Raw genomic sequence first — 13828 nt, 5'->3', positions numbered from 1 at the left:
GCGCAAAAAGTCTACTTATAGCGTTCCTTGCTTATTCCCGATCAAGCCTCTCCACAATTTTCGAGATGGCCGTCATGAAGCCGGGACTAAATATAGTTAGAGGGCCTTTTGTTACTGCCCCGCTGTCCGCGTCCCCTACCCAACCGTTCCTTCGCATCGTCTCGGCGCTAATCGCATTCCTCAACGCGAAGATTTCTTGTTCTAAAAGAAAGTCGATTGGCCCATGTGTCTCGACTGTAAAGACTGCCTCGTCTCGCTTTCCTGAAAGATTGATCACGACTTTTTCTTTAGCGGCGACTTTCAACACCTGATTCTCGTTACGAAGCTTTTTGTTCTCTGATATGTACTTTTGGACAAGAATGCGCGTTACTGAATCGCTGATTAGCGACAATACGTTATTTTCAAGATTGGTAGGCCGCTGCGCGGGCGGGGCATGCCCCCCTGCATTTGCAAACTTTTGCCAGGTATCGATAAGTGTACGGTAAACCGCGCCAGTCGCATTGCGGATGGGCTGTGCTTTAGGGCCGCCGCGCCCACCAGATAATGTACCAATCATACTGTAACTGTAGTCGTAGCTCTTGCGCTCGAACTGTTCCTTGCAAACTTGATTGATAATGTCTAGCGAGTCTCTTGTGCGCTGTGACTTTGCTCCGGCCTGTAACCGCTGCAAAACCTGCTCTGGATCGAGAATAGTATCATTTCCCATTATTTCTCCACGCGCATCATCGCAATTCGGGGCGGCTGAAGAGGCGGTGGAGTCTCCTTAAGAGTGGTAGCATCTATCTTGCTTCGTTTAATATTAGTCAAATTCAGCCGATTTCCAGCTGACGCCAAGTTAATGATCTCGTTGCTCGCCCCGAATAAGCCAAGAGCAGAGAGTCGCTCTGCGCCTTCGATAAACGGGACAGCTTTTCCGATGCTTCCCGCATATGCCTGGAGCAGACTGGTCATATGGAGGATAACTGACGGCAACTCCTTTTCACTTAGCTTGAAAAACAGGGGTTCCTTATCGTTCATTATCAACATCCGATCGAACGCGTTGCCTGCTTTGAGCACGGCTTTTTGAGCGTCTTCGTCGACGTAGATGGTAGAGCCAACGGCCGTGGTCAAAATCTGCTCTAGTTCCGAGCATTCGCTAACGTTGATTTTTACCTCATCCATGCCTCCGACTGCGAGAAGGACGACATCGCTATTCGGATCAGCGGCGGCATCGATAATATGTTTGCACCGTACAATTAGTTTCATCGTTGCCAGCGAATCCTCAGCGATTTTTTCGTTTCCGTCATATATGACACTTAATGAGTGACGAAGCTGTTCCAATCTAGCATGGTGTTCGAACACCTTGTTGAGTCTCTGGCATTCGAGCATAGCTGACTCGAGGGCCGTAATCTCAGAGGAAGTCTCTAAATAGCGATGGCCGGAATCTCCAAGATTAAAATGGAGAAGGTTCCAATGATGCACGAGAGCCTGAAGGAATGCTGGGCCAGTCATAAACCACCTGCAACGTACACAGTTTTTTTGTTGAGGGTAACCGGGAGTGGCACCGTATGACACGACCCCTGTATCCTCATCAATGATCTTGCCGCCACTGGCGCACCCCATTCCACCTTTCGCACATAAGCCAAGATTTGTCCTTATTAACGACGTGCCCCCTTGGCTGAACGCATCTTTTATAGCTTGGGTTACTGAAACATCAACGGTCGCAGAGTTTACCTCAAGTTGTTTGAGACTTGCGTCCTTCACCCACCTAATCCAGCTCTTTTGTTCTGCAGTCTCATCCTTAATCCGCTCGGATGCACATTCCATGACGTCGCTAACATAGGAGATGCCAGACTTTTTATAGTACAAGGTCATCAAAATACGCGCATGTCCAGCAATGCACTCAGATAGAATCTGCATCTCAACGCCGCCCTCGGTCGCTAGATGTGTAATGAGTGATACGCGAAGGGAGTGTAAGGAATATAAACCACAGTTCCTCCCTCCGTCTTCCTCGTAAACAAATTGTAATCGTGCGCCGTCGACAGTTGTATGTCCGTTTCTAGCACAAATTACTTCTAACTCTTCTAAGACCTTGATCCATAAAACAACTAACTTGCCGTTTGCGATCGGCCAAGTTCTTTCATTTTGCGCAGCGCACGGATCGCGGAATAAAAAGCACATGCTTCCCATCTGCTGCTTTTGCAATTCCGTTTTGGTTCCAAGCACTTTTTCTGGTAGCGCCGTGCATGGGACCAGGGCGCTAATTGGGTTGTATTTTCTTTGCCAATCTCGCAGTCGCTCGCACCAGTACAAAACTTTACCGTGTTGCCACGGTACTACGTAGCCACGATCCCATTGCTCCTGACCTCTGTCTTGAGTTTTGTTTGTGTTTATAAACAGGCCCGCGAACACTTTGCCTGAAACGCTGTCGGGCATGCGACGAAACACACCCGCATGCCGCTCGATGTTCCCGATATTACAAGCCAGTGTAGAGTTGCTCTTGCGAAACTGTCCTGCCCGATAGATTAACTCATCCCTCCCGTTCCTCCCGCATGTGCTTCCCTCATACCACCACGAGTCTGCCTCACCGCTGTCCAGCATCCTTACCTGATAAGTACGAAGAGGGAGTTCAAGTTTAAGCAACATAGCAATGGTGCGCCCGGGATACCAAATTTCGTAAACCTGCTTAGATTTGGTGATTTGTTTGCGTGATCCTTTAGCGAATATTGTACGGATTCGCCAAACACAATCAGGATCATCCTTGTCGATTTTTTCGGGATCGACCTGAAACCAGTCGGCAGCCGGAAAGGATCTTTGTGCCCATTTCAAATCACCGAAGTTTTTTGCTCCACTTGGGCATATTAGTTCGCGCACGTATCGTATGTACCGGCTAGGCAGGACCTCCTTATTCGAATGCGCACCTTGGCCTTTCGCAGCTGGGATGTCGGCGCCTTGATCAGCAAGGAAATTTCGAAAGTCTCCCGATACTACCCGTCGACCAAAATCGTCTTCGGCGGAGTAGTAAGTCTCCAAAACGTAGTCGATGAATTCAATTGCTTTGGAGAAATGGGCGCGCGCGTGCCTGGAGCCGACCGTACTCAGGGCTGTTTCGCGGTATGACGGAACTGGATTATTACGTTGCCATTCAGCTGAAAGCAAAGTCGATGGATCTGAGGGGAGATGCTCAGCCGATACGTAGTCAATGAAAATTTCCCTGATCGCAGTCTGTGCAGCGCCTAAATTTGCCGTGGTAGAAGCCAGCCAGTTGACGGCGTACACCCTCCACTGTTCAAAGTTGGGATTGACGCGAATGAGATAAGTTAGCTCAGGATCCTGCAACGCGCCAACCCGAACCCTGCGGTTAACAGGATTCTTGGAGCGACTCGTGGCAGTCCCAGATTTGATACTAACAAAGTTATTCTTGTATTGCGCCTTCCGTATCCGGTGCCCATGGTTATCGATTTCGACAAAGTCGTTGCCACGGTCAAGTACGTACTCGATGAACGCGTTAATTGCGACACATTCTTTTTTGCTCGCAGCCGTTCCACGCTCTTTTGTGGAAAATTTAAAAAAGTCGGGTGGGGAATATCCGTTGGTTAGGAAGGCCTGTGGGGTAAGTTTTACGTTCCCAGCCAGCAGATAGCGGGCGAAGAAAGTGTGTAAGGCGAGATGTAGACTTTTTCGATGTTCTGGTTGGAAGTTTAGATGGCCGATTACTAGTTCGCGCCACTGCCCGAGTTCCGGGTGGAGCGCTAGCCATAAAAAACCGGTTTTGTCATTGGTTGGGGCGAAACTCCACAGTTCCATGGCGAAACGGTACTTCCGCCAACACTCGATTTCTTCGATGAGGGCTTTCGCTTCTCCCAAATCGGTGATCTTGAGGACGCCTACAACCTCTGGAACGGTTGGGATCCTTTTTAAGTTTTCAAAAAGTCGATCGCATGCGGCAACTACTTGGGCCGGCACCTGCTGGGTCCAGCTCTGGCGCCACAGCTGCATCGAACTAGTTACCCGGTTATTTTTTGCGCTTAATGACTTGCCAGGGCCAAGAAATTCTTTCATTCCCTCCGCTTGAATCATCTCGTAACTTGGCAATAGATTAGTGCGCTGGAAACAATTTTCGATATAGTCGACCGTTTCCTTTCGGTCTTGCTCTCTTAGTATCTGAGGAGGTGTTCTCGTATAGCCGTTCGCGAACTCGGCCCAAGCCTCGATCAAGGCGCGATTTGTGGGACGATAGATTGACCTATCTTGAAAAGTTGGCCCTCCTAGAGGTCCGGAGATCGCACCAAGACCGCGCATTGAAAAATCTCGGCTACCGGTCTCAAACTGTTTCGTACAGACGGTATGCAAAATCTTGAGGCGTTCTATTGCTTTTAATATAACGGGATCTTTTGAATTTCGGTTCGCTAGCATCCTATTGACGAGGTCCTCTAGCGTTTTGTCTGGATGTATGGAGGGTACTGCTTTACTACTGTCGAGTGATCTCTTTGTAACACTGTCCTTTTTTACGGATGTGTTCTTGTCCCGCGTCGTTCCACCCGCAAATAGCGCCCACGCTTTTATTAACTCACGATGGCGCGGCTTATATATTGATTGATCTGTAAGGATAGGTCCGCCACACGAGTTGCAGTGGTGCGAGACGTTCCGTTTTGAGAAGTCTTTTGACCCAGCTTCGAACAGTTCTCGACAGACCGAATGGAGGATTTCGAGCCAGTTTATAGCCCGTACGGCAAATTGACTTGATCGGTTGTTATTTCTCTTAATTTTCCCCAGCAAACCTTCGAAAATCACATCGGGGTGAGTAATCTCAGCAAGGGGAGTAGAATCGCTGCGTTGTTTAGTCAAACCGTTTTCCTCTATTTCTACGTTGTGGCGCACTCCATATATGGGTGCGGCTACGATCTTCCGAGCCTGTCCAGATGTCAATCAGATTTGTCTGACGGTTCAGTGCCTGGTCGTCGTTAGCGCCCGCGCTTTCTTCGTGCAGAATTCTTCGCGTTGCGGCGTCCAGCGATTCAGTAACCTGTTCCACCGTTGGTACTCTGTACACGTCTTGTGATAGCAAAGAGCTATGCCCAAACATTTCTTGCGCATCGTATTTATCGATGCCGGCCTTGTTTGCACGTATACCAACGCTGTGCCTGCCTCCGTGTGGAGTAGTGCCATGGAGTTTGCCATGGGGCAGTCCGATCCGTGTTACTGCTCGCTTCCAGGTCGCGCAAAATGCGCCAATAGTATATGGCTCCCCTTTGTGCTTTCCTTTGTGTGACACGAACGCAAACGGGTGCCGCGCGCTATCGATGCCGAGTCGCGCGCGCTGCTCCATGTAATTATGGTAAGCGTATAGGAATGCTTCAGCCATATCAGTGGGCAGCCAGTGAACATGCAGAAACTGTGCTTTCTCGTCTGTAAACGCGCGGCCTTTGAACCCGGCGTGGTAATTGCCGTGAGCTGTCGTGCGAGGCGCATATCGCGGATGAAATATCTGAAGGTACGCTTGGCGGTTAGCAGCCCTACGGCCGTTTACCTTAGGATTTTCCGGTGCCTGTCCTTCCACAGGATGATAAATTCGAACTAGAGCTTCTCCTGGCCGCGTGGGATTTTCCATTACGTCTCCAGTCCATAGTTGGAATGGTTCTGATAGCCTCCTGGCGCCGTATACGAGCAATAAAGCGATGCAGATGCCGCGCCAGTCAAATTTTTCAAGGATATCCTCTTCATCTGTCTTGCCATGTCGAACGAAGCCATCGCGGAATAAAGCGGTTTCAAAATCTGGTGGAAACGCCTTAGCAGCGCTAGCCTTGCCCAGCGGCTGTCGCCGTAATTTCATACTTCTTGCTTGTCCCAGACTTGCGGATTTCTTAGTGGTCAGCCTAAGATGGCCTAAGAATGAAAACTGATTTTGACGATACCATGCAATCCAGTTAAACCGCTGCGCGGAAGTAGTTGCATCAGTCCAGGGATTTAATGAAAGTGGAATATAGTTCTTTATTACCATCCAATCCGAGAATTCTTCGAGCATACGTAGCTTTGGGTTTACCGTTTTGGCGCTAGACGGAAACCAGCATAGCAAGCTCGGATCGTTCTCTGTCTCATCGAATGTTCCGTTATAGAGCGAGTTGACAAATCCCCCGAAAAGATCAGTCGGCTTTAGAATTTTCCCATTTGCATCGATATAATCGATGAGCTGCCCGACAATTTCACAAAGCTTCACCATCCATGACTGACTGCGTTCGTGATGACGCGATAGGAAATAGAAAAGCAAGGGCTCTAGTACATTTACCTTTTCTGCAGTAAGCATGACGATCACCGGTAGACGGACGAAGCCCCCAGTAACGTCCAGCTTCACTTTGACCCAGATACGCGCATGCTTCAAACTTGCCCCCAACTAAGGATTGATAAAACTGACGTCGGCCGATGACGGTGATCCATTGCTCAGCCGGTTGTGCACGGCCGTACTTGGACCTCGCGCTGGAGACGGTGTTGCCAATATGCAATGCTTAGCTACAGTGGGCGCCTACGTGACGTGGTAGCGAGATAAGTTCGTAGCACGCTACGAGGTCGCCGCCGCGATGCCGGGTGTCAACGATTGTTATTGTTACTTTTATTTCAGTCGAGAACAATGCCGGGCGGGAAAAAACTGTCTGAGCGGGCAGGGGTATGAGCCAGTGTCAATGACGAAGAGCTGGAATTGTTATAGATGAGTTTGGGCCCATAACAGCGGCCAGGCCGAGTGGCCGCCCCAGCGGTAGGTGCGGGCCAGGCCGAGGGCCAGGTCGGCATCGTCCCAGTCGAAAGGGGTGGGATTGAGCAGGTCGAGGCGCTTGCCGGAAGGCATGCGCACCCAGGCGCGTTGTTGCAGTATGTGTTGTGGCATTTGTTGCAGCATTTATTGCACCATTCATTGCACCATCATGCGCGTCCCGCAGCGGCCTTGCCGTGGGGTGCGCAGTGGCGGGTGGCGGGCCGCGTCGCTTCAAGCATGCATTCTCCGTGGATCCTTGTGGTGTCGATGGTTCGATTCTACACATCGGTGCGGTAAACCGTCCGCATTGATCCATGCGAACATGGAGGCGAATGGCGGGCCTACACTGGATCGGTGTGATTTTTCAGGAGGACGCGTGGACAGAGCGCAAGGACGGATCGATTGCGACGTACTGGTCGTCGGCGGCGGCATCAACGGCGCGGCCATCGCGCGCGACGCCGCCGGGCGCGGGCTGCGCGTGGTCCTGTGCGAAAAGGACGACCTGGCCCAGCACACCTCCTCGGCTTCGAGCAAGCTGATCCATGGCGGCCTGCGCTACCTCGAACACTACGAGTTCGGCCTGGTGCGCAAGGCGCTGGTCGAGCGCGAAGTGCTGCTGCGCAGCGCGCCCCACATCATGCGTCCGCTGCGCTTCGTCATGCCGCACGACGAAAGCGGGGGCGCGCGCCCGGCCTGGCTGATCCGCGCCGGCCTTTTCCTCTACGACCGGCTGGCGCGGCGCGAATTCCTGCCCGGTTCGCACGCGGTCGACCTGCGCAGCCACCCGGCCGGCGCCCCGCTCCAGGCGCGCTACGTGCGCGGCTTCATGTATTCCGACGGCTGGGTCGACGATGCCCGCCTGGTGGTCCTGAACGCGCTCGATGCGCGCGAGCGCGGCGCCACCGTCCTCACGCGCACGCGCTGCCTGGCGCCGCAGCGCCACGCGACCCACTGGAGCGTCACCCTGGACGGCGGCGACAGCCAGCTGCGGGTGCACGCGCGTTGCCTGGTGAATGCCGCCGGCCCCTGGGCGGCGCGCTTCCTCGACGGCATGCCCGACCTGCCCGGCGGGCGCGCGCTGCGCCTGATCAAGGGCAGCCACATCCTGGTGCCGCGCCTGTTCGAGCATCCGCATGCCTACATCTTCCAGCATCCCGACGGGCGCATCGTGTTCGCGCTGCCCTACGAGGGCGCGTTCACCCTGATCGGCACCACCGACGTCGACTACCAGGGCGACCTCGACAAGGTGGCGACCAGCCCCGAGGAAGTGTCTTACCTGTGCCAGCTGGCGAGCCGTTATTTCGTGCGCGCGGTGACCCCGAGCGATGTGGTCTGGAGCTACGCCGGCGTGCGTCCGCTGGTGGAGGACGCCGCGGCCAGCGCGCAAGCGGCCACGCGCGACTTCCGGCTGGAGACCAGCACCGCCGGCGCACCGCTGCTGTCTGTGTTCGGCGGCAAGATCACCACCTGCCGCAAGCTGGCCGAGCAGGCCGTGGACTGGATCGGCCCCGCGCTGGGCAAGCCGGCCCCGGCCTGGACTGCCGGCGCCTGCCTGCCCGGCGGCGACGTGGCCGGGCAGCGTCCCGACAAGCGCGGCGTGCTGGAGTTCGGCGCCTGGACCGCGGCCCAGGCCGCGCGCTACCCCTGGCTGCCGCCGCAACTGCTGCAGCGCTACGCGCGCGCCTACGGCACCCGCATCGACACCCTGCTGGCGCGCCGCAACAACCTGGCCGACATGGGGCAGGAAGTCGTGCCTGGCCTGTACGTGGCCGAGATCGCGTACCTGGTGACCCACGAATGGGCGCGCAGCGCCGCCGACATCCTCTGGCGGCGCAGCAAGCTCGGCCTGCACGTCGCGCCCGGCAGCGCCAGCCGGCTGGACGAGTGGCTCGTCGCGCGCCAGCCGGCCCTGGCTTTCTGAAGGCCGGACAGGGCGCCGGCGGCCACCGCTGCGGCTCACCGCAGTGGCTCACCCCAGTGGCTCACCACATTAGATGCCGTTGCGCTCCAGCCAGCTGTCGATCTCCGGCACGCGTTGGGTGCGCACCTTCAGGCGGTCCTGGATCGCCGCGACGGCGGTCTCGGCGTCGCGCCTTGCGTCGGGCGCCAGGTGCTTCTCGGCATAGGCGCGCACCTTGTCCACCATCTCGCTGCTGGACGAACCGCGCGCCAGCATCGGGAAATAGCGGCTGCGCGACGTGGCGTCGACGCGCTGGTTGACGGCCGCCATGTTGGCGATCGCGAAGTCGAAGGCCATCTCGGGATAGTTCGCGGCGACGGCGGCGATCATCTCGGCGCCGATGGTCGCGCCCGGCTCGTCGGTCAGCGCCAGCGCCAGGGCGCGCCCGGCCAGCAGCGGATCGTTGACGCTGGCGAGCAGGCTGTACATGGTGTCCTTGACCAGCGGCGAGGTCTCGGCGCGCGCGGCCTTGCGCATCGCTTCCCAGGTCGGCGCATCGGCGTGCTGGGCCACCACCGCCAGAATGCTCTTGCGTAGCGCCGGCGGCACGGCTTGCCCATCGCTGTCCATCGCCGCGTGGCGGCGCCGCGCCTCGGCGATGGTCGCGCGGTCGCCGAGCTGGCCGAGGATCTCGATCAGGTCGGCGCGCAGGTTGACGCGCGAACTCGCTTCGCCCGGCTGGGCGTTCCAGCCGACGCGCGCCATCACCGGCGCCAGGCGCGCCAGCGCGTAGTCGGCGAAGCGCTGGCGTCCGGGATCGGCGGCGTCGTAGTCGGCGTGGATCTGGGCGAAGGTCGCGGCGATCCGGGCCCAGACCTGGGGCGCGGCGTCGAGCGGCGTGGCGCGCGCCAGGTCGAGGAAACCGGAGGCCGGCTGCAGCCCGGCCATGCCCAGCGCCCAACTGTCCGAGAGCAGGCCGAGCTGGTCGATCGGGGGCAGGGCGGCGAAGCCGGCGCTCAACCGGGCAAAGGCCTTCGGCGCGTACAGGGTGCGGTAGTAGCCGCTCTGGCCGGCATTCACGACGACGGCGCCGCAGCCGGGCAGCGACAGCGTGCCCTTGCCGCCCGCCACCAGCGTGCTGCCCTGTCCGCCAGTGCCCGCACCGGCGATCTGCGCGATGACCGGCACGCGCCAGGACAGCGGCTTGCGCTCGGGCTGGTCGCGCGAGAACTCGCCCTGGCTCAGCGCCACCGTGCTGCGTCCCTCCTTGCACACCGGGTCGGCCACGCGGATCAGCGGCACGCCCGGCTGCAGCGTGAAGTCGTGGGCGATCGCCGTCACCGGCTTGCCGGCGGCGCGCTCGATCTGCCGCCACAGGTCGTCCGAGACCGTGTTGCCGTAGGCGTGCTCGCGCAGGTAGGCGCGCACGCCGCGGCGCCAGGCATCCTCGCCGACGTAGGCCTCGAGCATGCGGATCACCGCTTCGCCCTTCGAATAGGTGATCTCGTCGAAGGCCTGGCTGGCCTGCTCCACGGTCTCCACATGCTGCACCACCGGGTGCGTGGTCGCCACCGAATCGCGGGCCATCGCGTGGTCGCGGTTGCGCACGGCGTTCAGCGCGGTGTGCCATTCCGGATGCAGGCGCGCCGTCATGCGGCCCTCCATCCAGGAAGCGAAGCCCTCGTTGAGCCAGAGATCGTCCCACCAGCGCATCGTGACCAGGTTGCCGAACCACTGGTGCGCCATCTCGTGGGCGGCGGTGGCGAAGATCTCCTGGCGGTCGACCTGGGTCGAGATCGCCGGGTCGAGCAGCAGGGCGTACTCGAAGCTGAAGATCGCGCCCCAGTTTTCCATGGCCGAGAAGAACTGGCTGCGCCCCGGTCCGGCCACGTTATCCAGCTTGGGCAGCGGATAGCGCACGCCGAAGTAATCGTTGAACTCGCGCAGGATGTCCTTCGAGGCGTCGAGCGCGAACTGCGCCTGGGCCAGGGCGCCGCGCCGGGTCACCATGCCCAGTTCGGTGCCGTCGACATCCGCCGTGGCGCGCTCGAAGTCGCCCAGCGCGAAGAACAGCAGGTAGGTCGACATCTTCGGCGAATCGGCGAAGCGCACCCGCACGCGGCCGTCGGGCAGCGTCGTGGCGTGCGTCACCGGCATGTTACTGACGGCCATCTCGCCGGCCGGGATGGTCGCCTGCAGGGCGAAGCTGGCCTTGTAGGCCGGCTCGTCCCAGGACGGGATCATGCGGCGCGCATCGGAATTCTCGAACTGGGTGAACAGGGCGCGCTTCTTCCCTTCTGCGCTGTCGTAGTCGAGCGAGAACAGCCCGGCGGCCTGGGTCTGGACCACGCCGGTATAGTCGAGCGCGAGGCGGTAGCGGCCCTTCGCCAGCGGCGTCGAAAAACTGAAGGTCGCGGTCTGCGCCGCCTCGTCGACGGCGATGCGCGCGCTTTGCCGCGCGCCACCGGACCTCGGCGTCAGGGTCGCGCCGGAAAATGCCAGCTCGGCCGCGTTGAGCGTGATGCTGCGGGTCGGCGCCAGCACCTCGAGGTCGATCGCGACCCGGGCCGCGAAGCTGGCGCCCTGCGCATCGGGCGTGATCGCGATGTCGTAGTGCAGCGGGCGCACGCCGCGCGGGAGCTGGCTGGTCGCTTCGGCAGCGGCCGCGGCAGGTAGGGTTGCGGGCGCGGGGGCTGGATGGGCTGGATGGGCCGGCAGGGCGGCGCCGGCCAGGGCCAGCGCGACGGCTGCGGCGATGGGGCTGTGGTGCATGGAATGCTTTCGTCGGGTGGGTCTGCGACGGCGGCGCGGACGGCGGCCAGCTTCATGGATCGAGACATCGGCATCTTGCGGGCAATGGATGTCGATGTCAATCTATCAAGCCTGCCGACGCCAGCCAGGGCTGCCTGGGGTATGATCGGAACAGGCCCGGTTCCCCGCGCCACGACAACAATAAATTCGCAACAAATTCGCAACAAATTCGTGACAACAACGAAGGAGACCCATGAAACTCTACATCAGCAGCTACGCGCCCAATCCGCGCCGGGTGAGCATGTTCATCGCCGAGAAGGGCATCGCCGGCATCGAGACCGTGATGGTCGACATCATCAAGGGCGAGCACCGCAACGTGGACTACCTGGCCAAGAACCCGCTCGGCCGCGTCCCCGCGCTCGAATTCGACGACGGCCGCGTGCTGAGCGAAACGCGCGCGATCTGTACTTACCTCGAAGGCCTGCAGCCGGAACCGAACCTGATGGGCCGGGACTTCGAGGAACGCGCCTTCATCGAGATGGCCGACCGCCGCATGGAGCTGCACCTGCTGCTGGAAACGGCCAGCGCCGCGCGCCACACCCATCCCGCGCTGGCGGCGCTCGAGCAGCCCCAGTTCGCCGACTTCGGCGCGGCCCAGGGCGAGAAGATGCGCATCACCGCGCGCTGGCTCGACCAGGTGCTGGCGCGCCAGGAGTACGTTGCCGGCGAGCGCTTCACGATCGCCGACATCACCGCCTTCTGCGCGCTGGAGTTCGGCCGCGGCCTGCTGAAATTCAAGCCGGGCGAGGAGGGGATGGAACACCTGCAAAGCTGGCGCGACCGCATCGCGGCAAGGCCGAGCGCGCAGGCGTCGAAGTAAGATCCGCAGGGGGAAGGCTCGTCGTCCGGTCCACTGGACCGGACTACTCCGGAAGATTCGCGCCCCTACTCGTGGCCGCTATGCGATCAGGGCTGGCACGGCCCTCCTGGTCTCAGGCCGTATGGAGCTTCAGGGTTTCCAGCATCGGCCCGGTATCGCGGATGATCTCGGCCAGCGGCCACTCGAACGCGATGGCATTCACATTGTCGGCAACCTGCTGGACTTGGTCGACTCCAAGCTCCGGATCCGCTGCCGAGAACCAGAGCTCGTCAAAGGACATGTCCGAAGCCACGATGGGACGATAGATCCAGGCTTGCAAGACAGCTTTGCCAACGGGCAGGCTGACGGCGTCAGGTTCCCCGCTGAAGCCATATTTCTGCCTCTCGCTGGGTGCGAACCCCTGGTCGACATACAGGCACAGGTACAGCCCCACGTCGCTCGGTTGCGCGAACTCGCCATGGGTCCGCGAATAAAGATGATTCGATGCGAGCAGCGGGACATAATCCCAGGCCCAGGTGGTGCTGGGCTTGGTGGATTTTCGCGGCATGGAAGAATGCAGCGGCTCCCAGCTCTTGAATTCGCAGTTGAGCTCCGTGGCGATATGATCCATGGTCGGCAACATGCGGCGGTAAAAGGCGACCGAGATTCGGTGCGCCTGCTGGAGTTGGTCGATTAGTCGTTCTGCGGATTGCAACGTCATTGCCATTCTTCTGCCTTCAGTGTCGTTCGGTTTGTAAGTTCAGCAAGAGGATGCCAGACGGGGAGGCAGGACAAGCGCGGATAGTCCAGATACAGGGTTCTCCAGTCGTCGGTAATGCCTTCGCCAAAGCCTAGGATCTCGTCAAACGGCCGGGCGCGCTTGACTAGGCCATACAATGCAAAAGCCTCGATCCAGTCGGAATAAACAGCACGGTCGCCGGAAGTGCCTGTATTTGCCAATGCCGTCACGGCAGCGCATACGCCCTGCCATTCGATCACGTGGACGATCAAGCCCGATGTCGAGAAATCCAGTTCGAGCTGTCTTTTCCATGCTTCCCATTCGGGCACGTTGCGCCCCAGCGCGATGAAGTGCAGCGCACCCGTCTCGTTCGCTTGCCTGTCGTCCAGCAGCAGCGCTTCGATCTCGGCTTTCCATTGCGCCAGGCGCTGCCCGCCACCGGACGGAGGTTTGACCTCCACCAGGATGGTCGCGTTCTCGAATTCGATCAGCACATCAGGCTCCACGAAACGCCGCCCGGCGCCTGTCGGCAGCTTGGGCCAGAAGCGCATTTCGTGGAAAGCACCCAGTTCGTCAGCATGCTTTTGTGAGATCAATGCCGCCATGACGCCGCCGATGGCGTCGGGGGAAAGATAGGGGATTCGGCTGAAGAAAACCGACGTCAGCAAGTCCTCGCGATGGCGAAACAGGTCGCGCCAGCTATGGTTCCCTTCGCTCGACACGATGCGGCCTGCTTTGCCCTGAAGAATCGCCCTTAGCAATGCTTTATCCTTTATTTGTTGTCGCCCGCCCAGCCCACCGCGGCAGGTTGCGACGGTGGCGCAGGGCGGATTAAATTAGACCAGTAATTAG

At 58.8% G+C, this 13828-nt stretch carries 8 protein-coding genes and 1 pseudogene; 2 read left to right on the top strand and 7 right to left on the bottom strand.

Annotation, left to right across the window (positions count from 1 at the left end; genetic code table 11):
- Positions 1 to 31: 31 nt before the first annotated feature.
- The 4 genes and pseudogenes from gmtX to ACFOPH_RS08970 form a co-directional block, all read right to left on the bottom strand.
- Entirely contained in the window at positions 32 to 706 is a 675-nt protein-coding gene (gmtX, locus tag ACFOPH_RS08985) for a gamma-mobile-trio protein GmtX (protein ID WP_379734848.1), read from the bottom strand.
- Positions 706 to 4827: a gamma-mobile-trio integrase GmtZ gene (gene gmtZ, locus ACFOPH_RS08980; RefSeq protein ID WP_147935948.1), complete on the bottom strand. Its 4122-nt coding sequence runs from the start codon at positions 4825 to 4827 to the stop codon at positions 706 to 708. Before gmtZ ends, gmtX begins: the two co-directional genes overlap by 1 nt.
- Positions 4820 to 6331, bottom strand: a complete 1512-nt coding sequence (gmtY, locus tag ACFOPH_RS08975) for a gamma-mobile-trio recombinase GmtY (protein WP_312547319.1) — start codon at positions 6329 to 6331, stop codon at positions 4820 to 4822. Before gmtY ends, gmtZ begins: the two co-directional genes overlap by 8 nt.
- Positions 6332 to 6700: 369 nt before the next feature.
- Positions 6701 to 6820, bottom strand: a pseudogene (locus ACFOPH_RS08970) (phosphohydrolase); the annotation flags it as partial.
- Between the two features lie 283 nt (positions 6821 to 7103).
- Here ACFOPH_RS08970 and glpD point away from each other — a divergent pair.
- Positions 7104 to 8648, top strand: a complete 1545-nt coding sequence (gene glpD, locus ACFOPH_RS08965; RefSeq protein WP_379734846.1) for a glycerol-3-phosphate dehydrogenase — start codon at positions 7104 to 7106, stop codon at positions 8646 to 8648.
- Positions 8649 to 8717: 69 nt separating this feature from the next.
- Here glpD and ACFOPH_RS08960 read toward each other — a convergent pair whose 3' ends face one another.
- Positions 8718 to 11399 (bottom strand): M1 family metallopeptidase, encoded by a 2682-nt coding sequence (locus tag ACFOPH_RS08960; RefSeq protein ID WP_379734844.1) that lies wholly within the window; start codon positions 11397 to 11399, stop codon positions 8718 to 8720.
- Between the two features lie 232 nt (positions 11400 to 11631).
- Here ACFOPH_RS08960 and ACFOPH_RS08955 point away from each other — a divergent pair, with 232 nt between their 5' ends.
- The gene (locus tag ACFOPH_RS08955; protein WP_312547238.1) at positions 11632 to 12258 is read left to right on the top strand and encodes a glutathione S-transferase family protein; all 627 of its coding nucleotides are present in this window, start codon (positions 11632 to 11634) and stop codon (positions 12256 to 12258) included.
- Positions 12259 to 12370: 112 nt separating this feature from the next.
- On the opposite strand, the gene ACFOPH_RS08950 is transcribed toward ACFOPH_RS08955, so the two are convergent.
- Both ACFOPH_RS08950 and ACFOPH_RS08945 read right to left on the bottom strand, forming a co-directional pair.
- Positions 12371 to 12958 carry a hypothetical protein gene (locus ACFOPH_RS08950; protein WP_379734842.1) on the bottom strand — a complete coding sequence of 196 codons (588 nt, stop codon included), beginning with the start codon at positions 12956 to 12958 and terminating at the stop codon, positions 12371 to 12373.
- On the bottom strand, positions 12955 to 13737 hold the full coding sequence (locus tag ACFOPH_RS08945; protein ID WP_379734840.1) for a hypothetical protein: 783 nt from the start codon (positions 13735 to 13737) through the stop codon (positions 12955 to 12957). Before ACFOPH_RS08945 ends, ACFOPH_RS08950 begins: the two co-directional genes overlap by 4 nt.
- Between the last annotated feature and the right edge of the window lie 91 nt (positions 13738 to 13828).

This window comes from Massilia haematophila (assembly GCF_042647645.1).
In the GTDB taxonomy this organism is placed as follows: Bacteria; Pseudomonadota; Gammaproteobacteria; order Burkholderiales; family Burkholderiaceae_D; genus Telluria; species Telluria haematophila.
This window is presented reverse-complemented; position numbering and strand designations above follow the sequence as displayed.

Bases quoted from the DNA above. Each gene is read 5' to 3' on its own strand.
- ACFOPH_RS08950 (WP_379734842.1), bottom strand. From the start codon at position 12,958: ATGACGTTGCAATCCGCAGAACGACTAATCGACCAACTCCAGCAGGCG.
- ACFOPH_RS08960 (WP_379734844.1), bottom strand. From the start codon at position 11,399: ATGCACCACAGCCCCATCGCCGCAGCCGTCGCGCTGGCCCTGGCCGGC.
- gmtX (WP_379734848.1), bottom strand. From the start codon at position 706: ATGGGAAATGATACTATTCTCGATCCAGAGCAGGTTTTGCAGCGGTTA.
- ACFOPH_RS08955 (WP_312547238.1), top strand. From the start codon at position 11,632: ATGAAACTCTACATCAGCAGCTACGCGCCCAATCCGCGCCGGGTGAGC.